This window comes from Nonlabens ponticola (assembly GCF_003966335.1).
GTDB classification, from domain to species: Bacteria; Bacteroidota; Bacteroidia; order Flavobacteriales; family Flavobacteriaceae; genus Nonlabens; species Nonlabens ponticola.
Map to the genome: position 1 here is coordinate 223704 of NZ_CP034549.1, position 19676 is coordinate 243379.

General features: G+C 41.4%; 16 protein-coding genes. 8 read left to right on the forward strand and 8 right to left on the reverse strand.

What is annotated here, in order from left to right:
• Window positions 1-61: 61 nt before the first annotated feature.
• The 4 genes from EJ995_RS00930 to EJ995_RS00945 are packed head-to-tail and all read left to right on the forward strand — an operon-like array spanning window position 62 to window position 3362.
• Entirely contained in the window at window positions 62-805 is a 744-nt protein-coding gene (locus EJ995_RS00930; RefSeq protein ID WP_126444724.1) for a tetratricopeptide repeat protein, read from the forward strand.
• Window positions 806-833: 28 nt separating this feature from the next.
• Window positions 834-1436: a hypothetical protein gene (locus EJ995_RS00935; RefSeq protein ID WP_126444726.1), complete on the forward strand. Its 603-nt coding sequence runs from the start codon at window positions 834-836 to the stop codon at window positions 1434-1436.
• 13 nt (window positions 1437-1449) lie between these two features.
• Complete coding sequence (locus EJ995_RS00940) at window positions 1450-1950, forward strand: hypothetical protein (RefSeq protein WP_126444727.1); 501 nt, start codon at window positions 1450-1452, stop codon at window positions 1948-1950.
• A 41-nt stretch (window positions 1951-1991) separates the two neighbouring features.
• Window positions 1992-3362 (forward strand): UDP-N-acetylmuramate--L-alanine ligase, encoded by a 1371-nt coding sequence (locus EJ995_RS00945; RefSeq protein ID WP_126444729.1) that lies wholly within the window; start codon window positions 1992-1994, stop codon window positions 3360-3362.
• Here the strand turns inward: EJ995_RS00945 and EJ995_RS00950 are convergent, their stop codons facing one another.
• The 6 genes from EJ995_RS00950 to hemW are packed head-to-tail and all read right to left on the reverse strand — an operon-like array spanning window position 3363 to window position 8422.
• Complete coding sequence (locus EJ995_RS00950) at window positions 3363-5132, reverse strand: MutS-related protein (protein WP_126444731.1); 1770 nt, start codon at window positions 5130-5132, stop codon at window positions 3363-3365.
• 5 nt (window positions 5133-5137) lie between these two features.
• Window positions 5138-5500: an MmcQ/YjbR family DNA-binding protein gene (locus EJ995_RS00955; RefSeq protein ID WP_126444733.1), complete on the reverse strand. Its 363-nt coding sequence runs from the start codon at window positions 5498-5500 to the stop codon at window positions 5138-5140.
• Window positions 5500-6117 carry a DUF4230 domain-containing protein gene (locus EJ995_RS00960; RefSeq protein WP_126444735.1) on the reverse strand — a complete coding sequence of 206 codons (618 nt, stop codon included), beginning with the start codon at window positions 6115-6117 and terminating at the stop codon, window positions 5500-5502. Before EJ995_RS00960 ends, EJ995_RS00955 begins: the two co-directional genes overlap by 1 nt.
• Before the next feature lie 9 nt (window positions 6118-6126).
• Window positions 6127-6471 (reverse strand): DUF4260 domain-containing protein, encoded by a 345-nt coding sequence (locus tag EJ995_RS00965; protein WP_126444737.1) that lies wholly within the window; start codon window positions 6469-6471, stop codon window positions 6127-6129.
• A complete protein-coding gene (locus EJ995_RS00970; protein ID WP_126444739.1) occupies window positions 6468-7289 on the reverse strand; it encodes a cyclase family protein in 822 nt (273 codons plus the stop codon). The genes EJ995_RS00965 and EJ995_RS00970 overlap by 4 nt, the downstream gene beginning before the upstream one ends.
• Window positions 7286-8422, reverse strand: coding sequence for a radical SAM family heme chaperone HemW (hemW, locus tag EJ995_RS00975; RefSeq protein ID WP_126444741.1), 1137 nt, complete (start codon window positions 8420-8422; stop codon window positions 7286-7288). The genes EJ995_RS00970 and hemW overlap by 4 nt, the downstream gene beginning before the upstream one ends.
• A 176-nt stretch (window positions 8423-8598) precedes the next feature.
• On the opposite strand from hemW, the gene EJ995_RS00980 reads away from it, so the two are divergent.
• Complete coding sequence (locus tag EJ995_RS00980) at window positions 8599-9549, forward strand: serine hydrolase (RefSeq protein WP_126444743.1); 951 nt, start codon at window positions 8599-8601, stop codon at window positions 9547-9549.
• The gene (locus tag EJ995_RS00985) at window positions 9521-12346 is read left to right on the forward strand and encodes an Npt1/Npt2 family nucleotide transporter (protein ID WP_126444745.1); all 2826 of its coding nucleotides are present in this window, start codon (window positions 9521-9523) and stop codon (window positions 12344-12346) included. Before EJ995_RS00980 ends, EJ995_RS00985 begins: the two co-directional genes overlap by 29 nt.
• 3 nt (window positions 12347-12349) lie before the next feature.
• On the opposite strand, the gene EJ995_RS00990 is transcribed toward EJ995_RS00985, so the two are convergent.
• Both EJ995_RS00990 and EJ995_RS00995 read right to left on the reverse strand, forming a co-directional pair.
• The gene (locus EJ995_RS00990) at window positions 12350-13597 is read right to left on the reverse strand and encodes a serine hydrolase (RefSeq protein ID WP_241234663.1); all 1248 of its coding nucleotides are present in this window, start codon (window positions 13595-13597) and stop codon (window positions 12350-12352) included.
• Window positions 13594-16512 carry a PEP/pyruvate-binding domain-containing protein gene (locus EJ995_RS00995; RefSeq protein WP_126444747.1) on the reverse strand — a complete coding sequence of 973 codons (2919 nt, stop codon included), beginning with the start codon at window positions 16510-16512 and terminating at the stop codon, window positions 13594-13596. Before EJ995_RS00995 ends, EJ995_RS00990 begins: the two co-directional genes overlap by 4 nt.
• A 228-nt stretch (window positions 16513-16740) precedes the next feature.
• Between EJ995_RS00995 and EJ995_RS01000 the strand changes: the two genes are divergently transcribed.
• Window positions 16741-18105 carry an acyl-CoA dehydrogenase family protein gene (locus tag EJ995_RS01000; RefSeq protein WP_126444749.1) on the forward strand — a complete coding sequence of 455 codons (1365 nt, stop codon included), beginning with the start codon at window positions 16741-16743 and terminating at the stop codon, window positions 18103-18105.
• A 185-nt stretch (window positions 18106-18290) separates the two neighbouring features.
• Window positions 18291-19673, forward strand: a complete 1383-nt coding sequence (locus tag EJ995_RS01005; RefSeq protein WP_126444751.1) for an NAD-dependent succinate-semialdehyde dehydrogenase — start codon at window positions 18291-18293, stop codon at window positions 19671-19673.
• The last annotated feature ends 3 nt before the right edge of the window (window positions 19674-19676 follow it).

The following is a 19676-nucleotide window of genomic DNA, read 5'->3' on the forward strand; positions in this document are numbered from 1 at the left end:
GGATGCTGGCACAATTAGCATACCGCATCTGCTTTGGTATCCTTTTTGATATTTTTGAAACATGAAAATGCTATTCCTATTCACAGCCCTTATTTTTTGTTATTCTGTTAGTGGTCAGTCAGCTTTCGCGAAAGCGGAACAACTATCCCAGCAATCCAACTACAAACAAGCCATACCGCTCTACAAGGAAGCATTGCAAGCGGCACCAAAAGACGCCAAAATCTTGATGGCAACGGGAAAAGCATACGGCGAGCTGAAGCAGTTTGAAGAAGCCAGCGAGGTCTATAAAAAACTACTCGCTATCGATGAATCCATCGCCGACTACCACTTTTACTACGGTGGCTCACTGGGATTGTATGCCAAAAACAGCTCAAAACTCAAAGCGCTGGGCATGCTGGACGATGTAAAATTTCACTTAAAAAAAGCTGCCGAACTTGATGAAAACCATATAGAAACACGCTGGGCATTAGTCCAGATGTACTGCGAGCTACCGGGAATCGTAGGCGGATCTGTTGCAATATCAAGAGAATATGCCGCAGAGCTCGCCAAGATATCGCCAGTCGATGGCTACCTAGCCACAGGCTGGATCGAGATCTATGAAGAGAACTACAAGGAAGCAGAAGTTGCCCTAAAAAAAGCAGTAGAAATAGGCAACTCGCCAACCACATACCTCAAACTGGCCGAACTATACAGCAAGCACATGGATCGCGATGATCTTGCCATAAAAACGCTGCAAAAAGCAGATTCTCAATCTGATGATAAGCGTATTAATGTGGCATTAAAAAGATTAAAAAGTAAAAACTAGCTTCGATCTTAAATTTTAAGGCAGTCTTATGAATATGCTAAAACAAGGTTTTTTGTTCATTTGTTTTCTTTCACTTTCCTACACCGTCGCTTTTTCTCAAGAGTACAAAGAAAAAATAGAATCAGAATTCAACGAATATCTGAATACTATTATAGATAAGCAATTTGAAAAATCTACAGAATATCTCACGCCTGAGTTTTTTAATAGAATACCACGGAAGATCCTCATTCAAGCAATGCAAGAGACTTTCAATAATCCTGATGTGCAATTTGAAATAGTCAATCCAAAAATCCTGTCAATTGACGATTCAATAAAAATTGATGAGAAATATTATTCTCTTCTTATTTACTCAAATGAATTCAAAGTTATATTCAACTATGCGGAAAAGGATGAAACCTCTGAGCGGAAGAACTTGCGAACTAAATTGACACTACTAAGTTTAGAAAATTCATTTGGAGCTGGTAATGTCGCCCATGATCAAAAGAATGATCTCTATACTATACAATCTGAGAAAAAAGTGTACGCTATTTCCCAAGATGGAAAAGATGAATGGAAATTTCTTGTGTTAGAAAGAGATCAAAAAGCAACATTGCAAAAATTACTACCTCAAGAGCTGTTGCAGAATTTGTAAGCCTCGTTAATAAATGTATAAGCTTTTCAAACATCACTTACTGCCGTTCTATTTCATATTAGCTGGCTGCACATCAACTACTAGCACCTCTATAAGGGAGTTTCATGTTTTTGCTTCAGGTAAACCGATACCAGAAACTTTTGAGATGACCGAAAGTACTAAAGAAGATGGTGTCTCATATTATTATCTCAGTTTAAGCGATGATAATAAAGATGTTGAAATTCTATATGATGCAGATAAACTAGGGCTTTACTTTGCTGCGGATCAATATTTAATAAAAAATACTGCGACATTTAAGGAGTCTGGATTGGAAACTTTTGAATTCGGGATCTACTCAAATATTCAAAAATATAATGATGCTACTGGACCAATAATTTTTAATGCAGACTATGGCTTGTTAGCAATACTCAACTCTCACGGACCTGATGTAATCGTGCTACCTAATAATACTAGCAGCAAATCCGCTGAAACAATAAGGAGACAAATAAATAGTATTGTTTACAATCTTAAATAGGCTATGGTATAATCCGTATTTTTAAAGCATAAATTGAACTTATGCGCGTACACTTTATCGCGATAGGCGGCAGCGCCATGCACAATCTTGCTATTGCCCTACACCTTAAAGGCGACCAGGTTACTGGTAGCGATGATGCGATTTTTGAACCTAGTAAATCAAGACTTAAAAAACATGGTCTCCTACCAGATACTATAGGCTGGGATAACTCGCGCATCGACGATTCTATAGATGCCGTGATATTGGGAATGCACGCTAAGGAAGATAATCCAGAATTGCTCAAGGCACAGGAACTGGACTTGAAAATCTACAGCTATCCTGAGTATCTATACGAGCAATCCAAAAATAAAACGCGCGTCGTTATAGGTGGATCGCACGGTAAGACCACTATTACTTCAATGATTCTGCACGTGATGCATTATCACGATAGAGAAGTTGATTATATGGTAGGTGCACAACTAGAAGGTTTTGAAACCATGGTACACCTTACTGATGATAATGAATTCATGGTACTGGAAGGCGATGAGTATCTCTCGAGCCCCATAGATCGCAGACCTAAGTTTCATCTTTATCAACCTAACATCGCTTTAATCTCTGGTATTGCATGGGATCACATCAACGTATTTCCTACCTATGAGAACTATGTAGAGCAGTTTGAGATCTTTGTAGATCTCATGAAACCTGGTAGCATTCTCGTTTATAATGAAGAAGACAAGGCAGTCAAACAAATTGCAGAAGAAGCCAGAAAACCAACCAGAAAACATGCCTACAGTGTTCCAGATCATAGCATTGATAACGGTAAAACCTTTCTAGAAACACCAGAAGGCGATATGCCGCTGGAGATTTTTGGAAAGCACAACCTGAGTAATCTTGCAGGTGCCAAATGGATTTGCCAACACATGGGCATCGACGAAGATGCCTTTTATGAAGCTATCGCGACTTTTAAAGGTGCCTCAAAACGTCTTGAAATGGTTGCTGAAAGCAGTTACAGTGTTATTTATAAAGATTTTGCACACTCGCCTAGTAAGGTAAAGGCAACCACAAACGCCATACACAATCAGTACAGCGAGCGCAAGATCATAGCTTGTCTGGAACTACACACGTTTTCAAGTCTGGATCCTGTGTTTTTACAGGAGTATGCGAATGCGCTGGATTGCGCAGATGTTGCCGTAGTTTTTTACAGTCCAGAAGCGGTTGAGCTCAAACGCCTAGAACCTGTAACTGCGGAACAAATCAAAGAGGCCTTTGATGATGAGAACCTCATCGTCATGACAGATCCTGCGGCATTTAAAAGCTGGCTGTTTTCGCAAAACCTGAATCAAGCAGCCTTGCTACTCATGAGCAGCGGCACTTATGGTGGTTTGGATTTTGACAGATTAGGAAGCCTCGTGGATCCTTTAAGCAAGCGATAATTAAACGATGCCCATTTTCTTAAGCAGGAAACTCGCATTCATATTTTGGGCGACGCCATCTTTAAAGGTGTAGTCAAAAAACAGCTCGTCATTGATGATTTGCGCATCAAAGTAATAATTACTGATCTTCTCATACTCATGGGCAACCTCAGTCAAGCTTAGATCGTGTGTGGCGATGATGCCTGTGGCTTTATTCTGGGTAAGTCGTTCAATGAGTTTTCTTGAGCCGCTGGCTTTATCGACGCTGTTGGTTCCTTTTAAAATTTCATCGAGAACGATCAAGTATTTCTCATCTTCCAGTTTATCAACAATGTATTTAAGACGTTTGAGTTCGCTAAAAAAGTAGGACTCATCATCCTGCAAACTATCGCTGGTGCGCATGCTAGTGATTAATTTGATCGGTGCATATGTTGCCTGTTTTGCACAAAGCGGTAAACCAACATTTGCCATGATGATAGAGATGGAAACGGTTCTCAAAAAGGTGCTCTTACCAGCCATGTTAGCACCTGTGATTATATAAAACTCACCTTGCGAAATATGAATATCATTACCAATAGCTTTCTCTGGATCTAGTAATGGATGTGCAGCATCTTTTGACTTCAGCTCAAAATCGCCTGATTTTATGTCTGGAAATACATAATCAGGATGATTGTAGGCAAAGTTGCCTAGTGAGCTGATAGCATCCAGCTGGGCGACCGTATCCAACCATGGTTTTATGAATTGCTTATTTTCCATGATCCACGATTCGATGGAATGTACTTGCTTGAGATTGTACAGCCCAAATCCATTGACAAAAATCCCTAGCAACATATTGCTGCCTTGATCTAGCCGAGTTACTGCCTTGCTGAACTCCAACAATCTTTTTGAGGCTGGTTTGCCATCGGTCAAGATCTCTTTGCGCAAATTGATCAAAACCTCGCTTTTTACCTCTAGATTCTCGACTAATTGTAACAACTTACCGTACTGAAGGAAGAAACCTTCCAGCTCGGATAAATATTTATCTAGTGATACTATTCTAGCAACGTATTTACCTGTAATACCAAGACCTAGCAACAGCAAGGCTACAATCCAGTATCCACTTATCAAGTCCAACGAATACAAAACAATGGACAAAACAGATAATGCAAACTGCAAATAACCTAACCATGAGAATATTTGAGGAACAAAGGGCTTATAATCCTTAATCCAATCAATTACCGAAACTGGCCTGATCTTATTATCAAGCAATCTTGCCGTGGCCTCAAATTCTTGTCGATAATCCAATTGATCGGCTAACTCTTCTACGGCTTGCTGTCTGGAAACAATATCGTTGGTTTGATTAGCGAGCAGCTTCTCGATTAGAGCCTCACTTCCGTTTTTTAGTGCCGTTCGATTGATGTACTGATAAAAGGATCCAGCACCCAACAAATCAATATCTCTAGAATATTCGTGATCTTCTATTTGATGTTCGGCGCCATCTGGTAAGTCATTGTATTCTCGATTCAGCACTCGTAGTTCTCGCTCATTAATCTCTACAACTTGCTGGTGGTAAGCGCGTTTTTGTTTGAGGTCTTCGTGTCGGGAAACTAAAAACAAAAACAACGCAATTGTTGCAATAAAAACGATCGCCACATAAAGCCATTGCAGCCATAAGAAATACACAACAGCTATCGCAATCACAAAAATCACTAAGCGCACAAGGCTTGATAACCTCAACTGTTTGGTGATGGTACTCACCTCAGCTTCATGTGTATTAATTCTTGATTTGTATGAGTTGATGATATTTTCCAATGAACTTATTTGAAGGTTGCGCGTTGCTTGGCTGTTAAACTAGCAACAACCAATTCATAACTATGATCGATCCATGAGAAAATCTCTGCATCAGGCATGACGTCGTTGATTTTGATCGTGTTCCAATGCTTTTTGCTCATATGATATCCACCGGTGACCACGCCATCATATTGTTCTCTTAATTCGATCGCTTTTTCAGGATCACATTTTACGTTGAGTGTTGGCTGATCTTTTTCCCAATCTGTCAATCGGGTGAGCGCAAACATTTTGCCCATAACTTTAAAGACGAGTGTCGTATTGTCAAATGGCATATCAACCGTTGTGTGCTCTTTTGTAAGACAATAATCTTGCAGCTCATCAATCTGCATTACTGCTCGAGCTTTTTGGTCTCTAGCGACTGGTCAAGTATAAGAGCGGTATAATCAAGTTTCCACCCAATGGTTTGTGCGAGACCTTCCATTAAGTGAATGGTGTTGAGCGCTTCCTTGCGAGCCTGTTCCATGAGGCCACTTTCAGGAATTTTGTCAATGATGTGCTGTTTTGCGTTGCGATTAACTTCATTCATGTCATCGCTAGAAAAGTAGTTGGCCCAGCCTTCACTTTTATCATAGTAATTAAAATCGGTCTCGATGCTCATGACCTGTGGTTGTGGGAATTCGGTAAGGCGTATGGTTTTTGCAGTGACATCGCTTTCCATTCTAATTTTTGTGAGGTCAAAGCCTATGTGTGCCTTGGCGTTTATAAGCACAATGGCCTTTTTTTTACCTAACAGTAGATTGGCAATTTTATCCTTGACGTTGCGATAATGATAGATCTCGGCAAAGTCACCTTCTACGGTAATGAACTTACAGACAGATCTAATTTTTTCCATCAGCACCATGCTTTGCTCCTGTGAGTTGTCGCGGCCGCTACCTTTGAAAAAAGCTCTAAAAACAAAAAATGCAATCACCGCACCTACGGCAAGTCCTATGAATAATAATTCCATCCAGCTAATTTAAAATTTATCCAGATGAGTATGCTTAAATGCATCAGGATATTTGAGACCGTAACCCAGCATCCTGTCAAAGCCTATGTGAGCAAATAGAATCCAGCCAGCCATTTGAACCCATTCTGTATTAAGCAGGTATCCAGCCGCGATACAAAGCGTGGCAATCATCAGGTGATGAAACAAATTATAGGTAATTGCGCCTACTTTGGTGTTCACCACATACCCTAGCATACTTATATCTGGCGCAAGGAAAAAACCTGCAAACCACCACCAGTTAAATCCTGCCAGTCCATAACCAGCAATTCCTGCGAGCATCAACGCCAGCCCTTCTAGTTGTAATTGAATTTTCATAAAATCTTATACAAGATAGGCCTTGAAGGTGCTGCATCATTTTCAATAGGTGCGATTTGTAAATCCAGAACATACATTCCATCGGCGGCGGCATCAGGCACATAGATCAGCTCTGTGATGGTGGCATCTAGCCGTTGCTCGCCATCATAATCCCAGAATTCCTTATGCGCCACTAGTGCACCATTGTCCTTTTCTTTATCGACACTGGGTAAATCGATAAGGACGTGTTTGATTCCGCTTTCGCGAAAGCGTAACATCACACCAGCATCCAGATAAGGTGGATTTGTATTGCTATAATTCTTGCTTTTCTTGCTCGTTGGATTGGGTGTCGTTCTAATGATTACGGCATCAATTTCCTGATCCAAATCCTCAAACATACCTGCGGTAATCACCTGATCATCGCCACGAGACTCAGGATTTACCGTCACTAATTGTGCTACAAAAAAAGTGTTTTTAAGTGCGTCATTGACGCTGTGAAATTCTTCTGTGATGTGCCCGATACATTCCGTATGCGTCCCATGACTATGCGGATTAAAAAACACATCGTTGAAGTTTGTGCTGCCACCTAGCGCGACCTTGCCTACATATCCATCTACCTCTACATGCGTGATCTTGGGCTGGTCGATATACCACGCGCCCACGCCGGCGTCGTGTTGTACGGCGAGACTTATGTCGATGGGTTGCTGTAGATCAATTTGATAATGAGAATTATTGAGGAGTATGTTTGATGTCACAGGATCGTCGTTTGATGGTGAGGTTTTGATCTGGCAGCTTATGAGTAAGCAAAGCGCGCAAACCAGAAATAAAAATTGCTTCATGATGTAAGGTTAAGCATGAATAACTCGCTGGCTATGCCATCACTCAGGAATTTTCCCTTGCGCGTTACCAGTAGCGTCTTATCGTCTAAATATAATAAATGATCCTTGAGATAGGTCGCGGCTTGTTCCAGCAGGTATTCCCTAAAACGCAGACCATATTCTTTCTCAACATGAACCAGCGACACACCATAAACCGTACGCAAACCGGTCATTACATACTCATTGTATCGATCGATGATCGTGAGTTCCTCTACTTCCTGCGGTAGATTTCCTGCCTCGATAGCCTTGATGTATTTGACATTGTTGTTGATATTCCACGCACGTCTATTTCCATCAAAACTGTGCGCGCTAGGCCCAATTCCTAGATAGGATTTGCCAGTCCAGTAAGCTGTATTGTTACGCGAGAAAAAACCTTTTTTACTGAAGTTTGAAAACTCATAGTTCTCATAACCATGCAACTGCATTACATCCAGTAAAATATTAAACTGCCGCTGCGCCTGCTCATCATCAACTGGCTGCATCACGCCTTTATCGATGAACTTCTTGAGTGCTGTGCCGTCCTCTACCGTCAACGCATAGCTGGAGATATGCGGCACATCCAGCTCAATCGCTTGATACAAATTCTCACGCCACTGCTCATCTGTCAAACCAGGAATACCATAAATCAGGTCTATAGATATGTTGGGAAACAGCTTTCGCGAAAGCTGAATACTCTCCATCGCCTCTATTGCATTATGAGCTCGATTCATCAATTTGAGATCCTGCTCGTGAAATGATTGCACTCCTATGCTTAATCTATTGATTTGAGATGCTGCTAGCGACTCAATCTTGGCTGGTGTGAGGTCATCTGGATTAGCTTCTAGGGTGATCTCTAGATTAACGGCGCAATTATATAGGTTAAATACTTCCTTAAGTATTAGGTCGATTTCTTCAACTTCCAACACACTAGGTGTACCACCACCAAAGTAGATGCAACTCACCTCGACATCCTTAAACTCGTGACGACGCAACCTTAACTCCTCGCACAACGCATTGATCATAAATGATTTATTCTTAAGTGAAGTCACAAAATGAAAGTCACAATAATGACAAGCCTGCTTGCAAAAAGGAATGTGAATATAGATACTTGCCATACACAACAAAAGTAGTTTACAAACGTTAGGGTACCGTTAAAGAATCTCTCAAACCCTAAATCGAGGTCAAACATTGTTAAATCCTATATTTTAACTACGTGCATTCCTTATATTGAGTAGGTTCGGCATGGTTTATGAAACTATTAACACGAACCTAAAAAACTGATAAAAACATTATGATATACCGTCTCTTTTTAATCTTATTTCTAGCTGGAACCCTTGCCACTAGCGCAGCCGATAAATTACCAATGGTAGATATGTCTGTTGAGAGTAAAGAGGTTCTAACTTTTCAAAATGCTAAGCTCCAATTGAATCTTAAAAATCAATTGATGGCTAATCCAAAGTGGAGATCGCTTATCAATCAAAAGCGCTTATCGTTAAGTATTGTCGATCTCAATGATCCAGATAACATTAAATACGCGAGCATCAATGGTGCAAACATGATGTATGCAGCTAGCTTGCCGAAAATCGCAGTATTATATGCGGCCATGGACGCCATCGAGAATGGTGAACTAAAAGACACACCTAAAGTGCGTCAAGACATGTGGCTCATGATATCTAAGTCAAATAATGCAGCGTCTACACGTATGATTGACCGAGTAGGTTTTCAGAAAATCGAAGACTTGATGTGCGATCCTACAAATCCATTTTATGATAAAGATGGTGTTGGTGGATTGTGGGTTGGTAAACGATATGCAGCCCAAGGAAAACGCAATCCAGAACCTATCAAAGGTTTAAGTCACGCTGCCACTACAGACGCTGTTGCAAAATTTTACTACCAACTTGCTACTGGTCAATTGATCAATGAGCAACGCAGTAAAGAGATGCTAGACATCATGGAAAATCCTAGCCTGCACCACAAGTTTGTGAATACGCTTGATCGTATTGCACCACAAGCACGCTTGTTTAGAAAAAGTGGATCATGGAGAAACTGGCACAGTGATTCCATTCTGGTTTGGGGCGACAATGGACGCAAGTATATTCTTGTGGCGTTGGTAGAAGATCCTGCAGGTGAAAACATTATTAGAAGTTTAGTAAAGCCAGCGGAATTGGCGATGCGCAAATCTGTTATCTTGCCTACACTACTTGATACAGAAGATGGAGCAACTATCCAACAGGGTACGTAAAATATTTGACATTAGGAGTGGCGAGCTTTCGATCTCGTTGCTCATGCAACTATACATTTTCTTAATCATAAGTGCATTGCTCGTAGTAAAACCTACGGTCAATGCACTTTTTCTTTCTGAGCTAGGAGCGGATGCTCTTGCCGAGGCTTTTATTATAATCGCAGTTGCCGCTGTAGTAGGTTCCTTTCTATATAATAGATCGCTTGAGCGCTTTAAACTCAAGAAACTTATACGTGGTACATTAATCGTTTTTACGGTTATTTTTTCCATCATGGGCGTGCTCGTCATGCTGGGCAATTTCGGGCCTATTCTTGCCTATTTTTTCTATACGACCGTCGCACTATTTGCGTTGCTGGCGACCTCCCAATTTTGGGTGATGGCAAATGTGGTCTTCAACGTACGTGAGGCCAAAAGACTTTTTGGTTTCATAGGAGCTGGTGGTATTGCCGGTGGTATTGTAGGTGGTTACATGACATCATTGCTAGCTGAATCGTTAGGAAATGGAGCCTTATTGATTATTGCTGCTGTTTTGATCGCATCATGTATTTGGGTGATGAATGCCATTTGGCGTACTCGAGTCAATAAGTTGAGTAGTTTTAAGCGCAAGGAACGAGCTACGGTAAGTAGTGAGAATAGCGTCAAGCTTATCCTTAATTCAAAGCATTTGACGGCTCTTGCGGCGGTAATTGGTATAGGTGTTCTTGTCGCAAAGCTTGTTGACTATCAATTTAGCTATATATCATCGCGAGCGATTCCAGATTCACAGGAATTGGCATCCTTTTTTGGTTTCTGGTTCTCGACATTTAATATTGTATCGTTAGCAATACAGCTATTTATAACCAGACATATTTTATCTCGATCAGGTGTTAGCGCAAGTTTAGGAGTGCTGCCGTTGGGATTAGTATTGTGTGGCATTGCCCTACTATTAGTTCCAGAACTCTGGATCGTTGTCGTTATGAAAGGTCTAGATGGTAGCCTTAAACAATCATTGCATAAAAGTGCGGTAGAACTGCTTGCCTTGCCCATCCCTAGCGATGTAAAAAATAAGACCAAAACCTTCATCGATGTAGTTGTAGATAGCCTTGCCACAGGCCTTGCTGGATTGATACTCATATTTATTATACGCGCCTTTGACCTAGCACCAGCATATATAACCGTACTCATCATTCTACTGGTAGTGGCTTGGGTGATCATGATTATTAAAGTGCGCGACGCCTACTTTGGTACATTTAAAGAACAGATCATTACTCGTGAGCAAATTAAGCTAGAGAAACGATCCAATACGCGCATACGTAATAACATGCGCGTCATTTTTGAATCTGGTGGTGTTGAAGATATCATGTACATGCTTGCTCGCGTACCAGAACTAGCCCATAAGTCGCTTAAGAATCCGCTGGTCAAATTACTTGTGCACAAAAACCCAAAAGTTAAAGCAGCTGCGATACGACAACTTAAGCACGTAGATCGTGGTCAGCCTTTAGGTCAAGTTCAAGATTTGATCTATGAAAAAAATGACGAGGTCGTTCTTGCAGCGATGCAATACCTCATGTCTAAGGATACTAAATATCCTGAACAATTCTTTGAAGCCTATCTAGATCACGAGAGTGATTATATCTCAAGTGCCGCGCTGCTATGCCTTGCCCAAGAGACTGAGGATAATCCAAAATTAGCATCAAAATATAATCTTGACCTGCGCATCAATCTCTTTCTAGATGAACTGGATCGCCATGAGGACAACTTCCGTAAAGGTGAGATCATTGAATTAATAAAGGCAATAGGATATGCCAAAGGTGACAACCGCCACAAGTTTATACTGCGCTATCTTAAAAATCCTGATGAGGATCTTCATAAAGCAGCCTTGGTCGCTGCAGGAAACACTTCTCATGAACGATTTCTTCCTATTTTACTCGATGAATTAAAGGAAGCACGCTTTCGCGAAAGCGCAATCAAAGCCATCTCATCCTATGGCAACAGCATTATCAATTATTTAAAAAAGCGTTACACTGACCCTAGCGCAGCGCTGGCTCACAAGAAATACATTCCAGATGTGTTGATAGATCTGGGAACTAACAAATCTCTGCGTGCGGTATTGCAATTGACTCAATCCGGTAGCCCAGAGATACGCACGCGTACCACCGACAAATTATATAATTATAAAAAGGCCAATGGTGATTTAGAAATACCACAAAAAATATATGCCCGATTGATACGTCAGGAATGTGATGAATACATGACATTACAGCAATGCTATTACAGCCAGCGCGTGGTAGAGCGTTCTAAACTACATCCTGAACGTGTTATAGATATAACTGAGACAGGCTCACGTGAAGAGCTGATTAAACTTTTATCTAAACGTATGGATGACGGTATCAAGCGCATCTTTAATATCCTTGCATTGCATTTTAATACAAGGGATGTCTTTATCGCTTTTAAAGGATTGACTAGCGAGAAAAAGGAAACAAGATCTGCGACGCTAGAGTTTATGGAAGGATTGATAACGCGCAACTATAAGTCACTACTCTTTCCAATATTAGAACAAGGTATCAATAATGCAGAGATAGATCCCAACACAGTTGCTGATCGCGTACAACTATTAGAAGAAGATAAATGTTACTTACGAATGCTGGATACGGAAGATCGCAAGCTAGGATTACTTACCATCCAGATTATTGCAGATTCTTCAAATAAAAAGTGGTTGCCCATACTTGTACGAGCAACCACTAATAAGGATTCTAAAATCGCTGCCGCTGCATCGCGTGCCTACCAGCAAATGAGCGGTGTTTCACGCACCGCGTAATTACTATGAATCTTCTCGTATAGCTTTATCGATCGCACTTGCTAGATACATGTGATCGCTTGCACTATTCTTCCCTAATATATTTGACATCAAACAGACGATGTAATTGGTTCCATCTGGATGCTCTACCATGATTACACTGTTCATGTAATTGAAGTTCGTACCCATATACTTGCCGCCACCACCACTGTAGTAACTACCAGACTTAAAATATACCGCTGCATCATTCAATCTTGAGCTGTAGGCATAACGTATCCTACGATCTGTCATATACATTAATCGCTTTAATTCAAGGCTTGTTTGCTTGTCTACAATATTGCCTTTTTCCAGCTCGATGAACCATTTCATAAGACCTTTAGGTGTACCAATACTGCCGCCTTCACGACCCACGTATTTATTAGCACCACTCGTGAAGAATTTACCTAGTCTCCACTCGTCCTCACCTATTCCCATTTCTCTTAACGGGTCATTTACAAGACCTATAGCAATATCAGTAAGCTCACCGCGATCTGCGTTGTCAAAAAACTCGTCTGCTTCTTCTTGTGTGAGGTCAAAGTATTGATCCCCAAAAATATTCATCAACAATGCTTCTCTCCATACAATACTAGCAGCGCCGTTATTACTAACACTTAGCATGTGATCAACCCATTCATATAGGCTAAATTCATCACTTGCTACTACTTTTCTCTTTACAAAACGATCTTTTTCTGGATCGTAAACAGGAACCGTGTGATGGTCATACAAACCCCAATTTCCAGCGCGCACTACTTTGTTTTTCATAAGTCGCGTACGCACCCCAAAATCTTCTGGGCACAATTTGCCCAGCTGAGTAAAAAAGGCTGTTGCCACGGCTAGTTTACCAACGCTTCCTGGTTGAAAACCTTGGTTCTCGTTCATCTCTGCATAGCGCGTATTATCAGGATCTGTAATATCTAATACGGTAATCGCATAACCGCTACGTCGAGGAAACAATCGCGTCATTTTATCTTGAAAAGTCTCATCGACCGTCATGAATTTCTCTGTTGCTGTAGAATCCATGGTGGTAGAATCTTCACATAACCATAGATTGAATTGATCGTGTAGCTTGAAAGAGCCTGGTCTTAGGTAATACTCGGTAATCGTACTATCTAGCGTTTTTTCGAGACGCTTTAACCGTTTTATACCAGTCTTTTCATATCCATCGATTGGATAAAAAGCCATGGTAATTACGGCTATGAGTAATACTGCTGGTATTGTTATTTTGTTTCTCAAGATTTTATCTTTTTATGTAAGTATAATTCGGTATTCAAATTGACATCTTCATCAATGGATGATAGGTACTCAGAATTAGTGGCTTGATCATTCTCTACAAATGGTCTTATCTGGAATAAATAGAGCTTATCATCCTTGAAGCCCAATTCAATATCCCACGCTCCTTTATAAGAACCATTCTTTGATCCAGGCATGGTGGCGTGAGCTTCCTTGGCAAATTCTCTGATCGTTTTAAGGTCCTTTTTTGTCAGGATACTGTTGTCAAAATCCACATGCTCCATAACAGATCCACCAGTGTCTGGCAATCGTCTACGCTTATTCTCACGTGCTGGTGAGATTAATAGACCATCGCCATCTTGATTGACTAAATATGTTTCTGCAGCTTGACCATCAACCGCACCACCAGCGCCACGACTCATGGCAACGGTTACACTATTCTCGTCGTTGTTGATAAAGTCTTTAGTAATCAAAACACCGCTGTAATCCACATCTACTGTAGGAATAATTAAGATCGATGGATAAACATTTTCAGGATTTTCAAGATATGCCTGTCTCCATTTAAAGCTGCGCTCCGTGTAAGGTGATGCCCATACATCCTTGATTCCTTTAATGATTTTCTCGCGCTCAACTGCGTTAAAAACAGTTAGATTCAGTCCAGCGCCGGTAAACTCTTCTAGGTCTTCCATATTGGTATCACTACGCAAAAACACAGGTACATCACCCATGGAACCACCCAATACGTTTTTAAAATCACTTTCCAGCTGACCTAAAAATGCTGGTTTCAATTCCATCTTATTGATGGCATCTCTCAACTTAGAAAATTCTGCTAGCTGGTATTTGATGACCTCTGATTCGTCGAGATCATTGCCTCGCATGGTTTCTGCGGTTTTGAAAATCTCAGTTAGATATTCCCAATACGTTTGACCACGATCAGGCATTTGTTGATTCATGTGATCTTTGAATACACCAAAGGGTATTACAATCCCATTAACTACGTGTTGCGGGAACAGTTGCTTCAGCTGCCCTAGATTGGCGGCTTTTGGACCACTTAAAATTCCACTGTCCGCGCTGCTCACCTCACTCATATTAAGCGGCATAGTGCCGTTTAATTTTAATTTGCCTTCTGGAATGCGTATAGTTTTCTTTTCTTTTCTTTCAGAGCCAAAAAGATCGCGTTCCTCGCCACTCATCTCATCGACCTCTTTGAGAACCACAGTTCCTCGCGGACTCACCGCATAGAATACTTGCTTACCATCTAGCGACTTTAAATCATCGAGATTGTCAGTAGAGATGGCCGCATTAGGTATTCCTAGATTACGAGCCAGCAATTGAACGTGAGACACTAAGTTACCTTCACTAACAGTTGCGATACCGGCTACAGGTTTCAAATCACTCGGTGGTCTGTCAAAAAGGTAGATCTTGTTAGGATCAACGGTCATGCCTTCGGCATTTCCTTCCACTACGACTAATTCGCCTTTAGCATATCCAGCATTCAGTCCTCTTATGGTACTAGCGTTATCTACAGCCTGTACTTGGCTTGTCAATCCTATTTGTCTTGAAACTAGCGCGCCAAGGTTGCCAATGGCATCACCCAGCGGCAATAACAAAGAACTACGTATGCGATCGTCGAGGAAACCATAAGCTTTAGGTTCAAATTCCATATAACGCTCCACATCATCACCGTAAATAGCATTTACCATTCCTGTACCCCATTCTACCTGACTGCGTGCAGCGCTGATAAATTTGAGTAACTCGCTAGCCTTGATTGTCTCACCTTCTGCTTTGAATAATTGATTTTCAATAGCATTCCATTCCCATTGCTCTACATATCCAGCTGCTGCCAGCGCTTCACTCAAGGAATGAACTTTATCCAGGTGATCTTGCAATGTCTCTGGTTCCCATTGTGCGGTTTTTTGAAAAATTAGTTCTTCCAGTCTCAAGCTCAATTCTAGAGCAGATGTTCTGCGAGTTCCGCGTTTATCATCCTTTATATTCGTGCGTATATCGCACATCAAGTTTGCCGTAGCAGGTATCAATACAGATGGATTTGTCTCATTAGAGTAGGATTGAGAAAACTGTTCAGCTTGCTTTCTAATATATGAATCCTGTGGCCAATCGCTCACCATTTTTTGAAGCTCAGAGACTGCAACAGGTTCAAAAAATTCCTGCATAATGTCAACGAGCTTGTCAAATTCTTCTCGTTGCTTAAAGCTTAACTTCTCATTGTTTTCCTTTACCCATTCCTGTACAGCGATGATATCTTTAGCCTCTGGATTACCATGTATTTTGATACGTATGTCCATGAACTTAGGGTGACGCTCTGCAAGTGTTTTACTCAAACTGCGCACTTCTTGTGCGAGGTTTGTATCACCATCATGCGGTAGATCTCTTAAGCTTTCACGCACTAGAAAGAAGTCGCGATCAATAATCTCATCGCTGCCTAAAACGGTATAATAAAACTTGCGACCCCATTCCTCTTCATCCTCAATTTGTTTGGCACCTCGATAAAACCTACTGCGCTCTTGTATCCAGCCATTGTCGGCAGCAACCAGGAAATTATTAAGTTGGTATTGCTTTAAACGGCTGTGGTTATTCGGGCCGTCCCAGAATTCCCATAAATCTGCAGATGCCAGTATCTCACCAAAGAAGATGTGCTCTTTGTCTGCAAGACGCTTGACCTCATCCTTATAACTTGCATGCTGGATGCCACCACCTATGGCATCTGGACATGGATCCTTAGAGCCACGGCGCGATCCATCGGCACAGAACCATTCTATACGCTTGTACGGTCCACGATCCAGTTGCCTGTAATCGTCGATCATCGCCTCAATACGGTCGTTTGTAAATTCTTGAGCAGTTGATTCCAGACAGCAGCACGCCATCAATAAAATCAGTGGTAGTAACAATTTATTCATTGTCTCAAAAATATGTTTATCCACAGCACGAGCACCGCTGTTTAAGAGCAGTTTAACTCGCTGTAGTGCTCCATAGTTGCGATGATGATGGTGGTTATTTTGCTTTCGCGAAAGCGTAACTTTCCTACAAAAATTTAAAAACGAATAACCCGTGATCAAAGTCAATATTACCCTTTAATTAACATGGCATGTTTGACAAGCGATTTACCTTAAACCAAAAATTTAACCATGTCCATATTTTCCAAGATTAAAGGAACACTCAACCTGATGAAAAAGGTTGATCTAGATAAACTTGCAGCTCTTAATGAAAAGGTTGATTTGAGTAAAGTGATGGATACCGTAGGCAATCTAGACGATAGACAGCTGGCAGGATTGATGAAGATGTTATCGACCAAAAAGAAAAAGGGACAAAGCAAACTACCTCCTATTGATGGTGATTTTTATGATTTGAGTCTCAAATTGACACCTGAACAACGCGAGGTGCAACTCAAGGTGCGCAATTTTATGGAAGATGAGGTGCAGCCTATCGCAAATGACTACTGGAATCGTGCTGAGTTCCCACACGATCTAATCCCAAAAATGGCAGAATTAAACATAGCAGGAATTGCTTATCAAGGTTATGGATGTCCAGGAATGGATTTTGTAACTGAAGGCATAATTGCTGAGGAAATTGCGCGTGTTGATGTATCGATAAGCACCTTTTTTGGTGTGCACAGTGGTCTTGCCATGGGATCTATTTATCTATGTGGCAGTGAAGAGCAAAAACAAGAATGGTTACCGCAAATGGCACGCATGGAAAAAATTGGTGCTTTTGGCCTGACGGAGCCTGATACAGGAAGCGGCATCGCTGGTGGCATGGACACTACCTGTCGTCGTGATGGTGACAACTGGATCTTAAATGGTCAAAAAAAGTGGATAGGCAACGCCACATTTGCGGATGTGATCATAATCTGGGCGCGTGATGAAGAATCCAATCAAGTAAAAGGATTTATCGTACGCAAGGGTAATCCCAACTTTCACGCAGAGAAAATGGAGGATAAAATGGCCTTGCGTATCGTACAAAACGCTATTATAACCATGACCAATTGTGTAGTACCAGAAAGTGATAGACTGCAAGAAGCGCATAACTTTAAAAGCACTGCCGAAGTGCTGCGTATGACGCGCGCTGGCGTGGCGTGGCAGGCCGTAGGTTGCGCTCGTGGTGCTTATGAGAATGCACTTAAGTACACAAAGAAGCGAGAGCAATTCGGTAGGCCTATTGCCAGTTTCCAGCTGGTACAAAATCATCTTGTGGAAATGCTATCAAACCTTACCAGCATGCAAACGCTATGCTTTAGATTATCCGAAATGCAGGATCAAGAAATTTTAAAAGACGAGCACGCATCACTCGCTAAGGTTATATGTTCCATGCGTACTCGAGACATCGTGTCCAGAGCACGCGAAGTTATGGGCGGTAATGGTATCCTATTAGAACACAATGTCGCCCGATTTGTTGCCGATGCTGAAGCCATTTACAGCTATGAAGGAACTAAGGAAATCAATAGCCTTATCGTGGGTCGTGCAATTACTGGTTATAGTGCGTTTGTGAGTTAGAGTGTGTAAGTGTTATTGATTATGACATCGTTTATAATCATAAAAAGGGGTAGAATTCATTCTGCCCCTTTTAATTTGTATCAAATCAATTTCCTTATTACTAACGTTATGACAATTATGACTTAAGGACGACTTAATCATAAGTGAAGTGACCTAGATAAATCATAGCTTTAAAACAAAAAGCTATGAGCGATACAATTGTAACTACTAATCCAGCTACTGGAAAAGTCATTAAGGAATATAAGCAGCACACTGACGATCAAGTGACTGATACGATACGCAACTGTCATGAGGCTTTTCTGGAGTGGCGCTTTAAATCATTTGATGAGCGCGGCGCTGTACTCAAGAAAATTGGAGAAAAATTACGCGAGCGTAAATCAGAGCTTGCGCAATTGATGACCCAGGAAATGGGTAAACTCATCAAGCAAAGTCATCAAGAGGTAAAGCTGTGCGCAGGTATTTGTGATTATACAGCGTCCAGCGCACCAGAATATCTACAAGACGAGCAACGAGAACTACCTAACGGTGGCCGTGGATTAATTACGTATTCACCAATTGGTGTAGTTTACGGTATACAACCTTGGAATTATCCAGCTTATCAGGTGATACGATACGCTATTGCAAATCTTATGGCTGGAAATGGCGTGCTACTCAAACATGCCGAGAACGTGACCGGTTGCGGTGAGAAAATCAAAGAAATTTTTGAAGAGGCTGGATTGCCTAAACACCTTTTTTCTACATTATTGATAAGCCATGATCAATCTGATGCAGTGATTAAGAATGATCTGGTGCGTGGCGTTACTTTAACGGGAAGCCCAAAAGCAGGTGAGCATGTAGGCAAACTTGCTGCAGAACAACTTAAGAAAACCGTTTTGGAATTAGGTTCTAACGATGCCTACATCGTGCTAGCAGATGCAGATCTAGATATTGCCGTGGACGCTTGTGTAAAGGGCCGCATCTACAATAATGGCGAGACATGTATCGCTGCCAAAAGATTTATCGTGGTAGAAGAAGTTTATGACGACTTCAAAGAAGCATTTGTAAAAGCCATGAAAAACATCAAGCATGGTGATCCTACCAGCGATGGAGTCGATATAGGTCCTATGGCCAGAGAAGACCTACGTGATGGGCTGCATGAGCAAGTGATAAACAGTGTTGCTAATGGTGCCGTCATTTTATGCGGTGGCACAAAGCCTACCGGCGATGGATATTTCTATCCAGCAACGGTGCTCGAGAATGTGACGCCAGGTCAACCAGCCTATGATGATGAGCTATTTGGTCCAGTAGCGTCGCTGATCAAGGCAAAAGATGCAGATGATGCCATGCTTATTGCCAATGATAGCCGTTTCGGTTTAGGTGGTGGGATTTTCAGTAAAAATGAGGATGCAGCGTTTGAACTAGCCTCAAAACACTTTGATACGGGAATGGTATTTATCAACTCCTTTGGTTTGGCGCAACCTAATATGCCATTTGGTGGTGTGAAGCGATCTGGTTATGGTCGTGAGCATGGTGGTTTTGGAGTACGAGAATTTGTTAACGCAAAAGCCATCATGCGTTTACAGAATTAAACC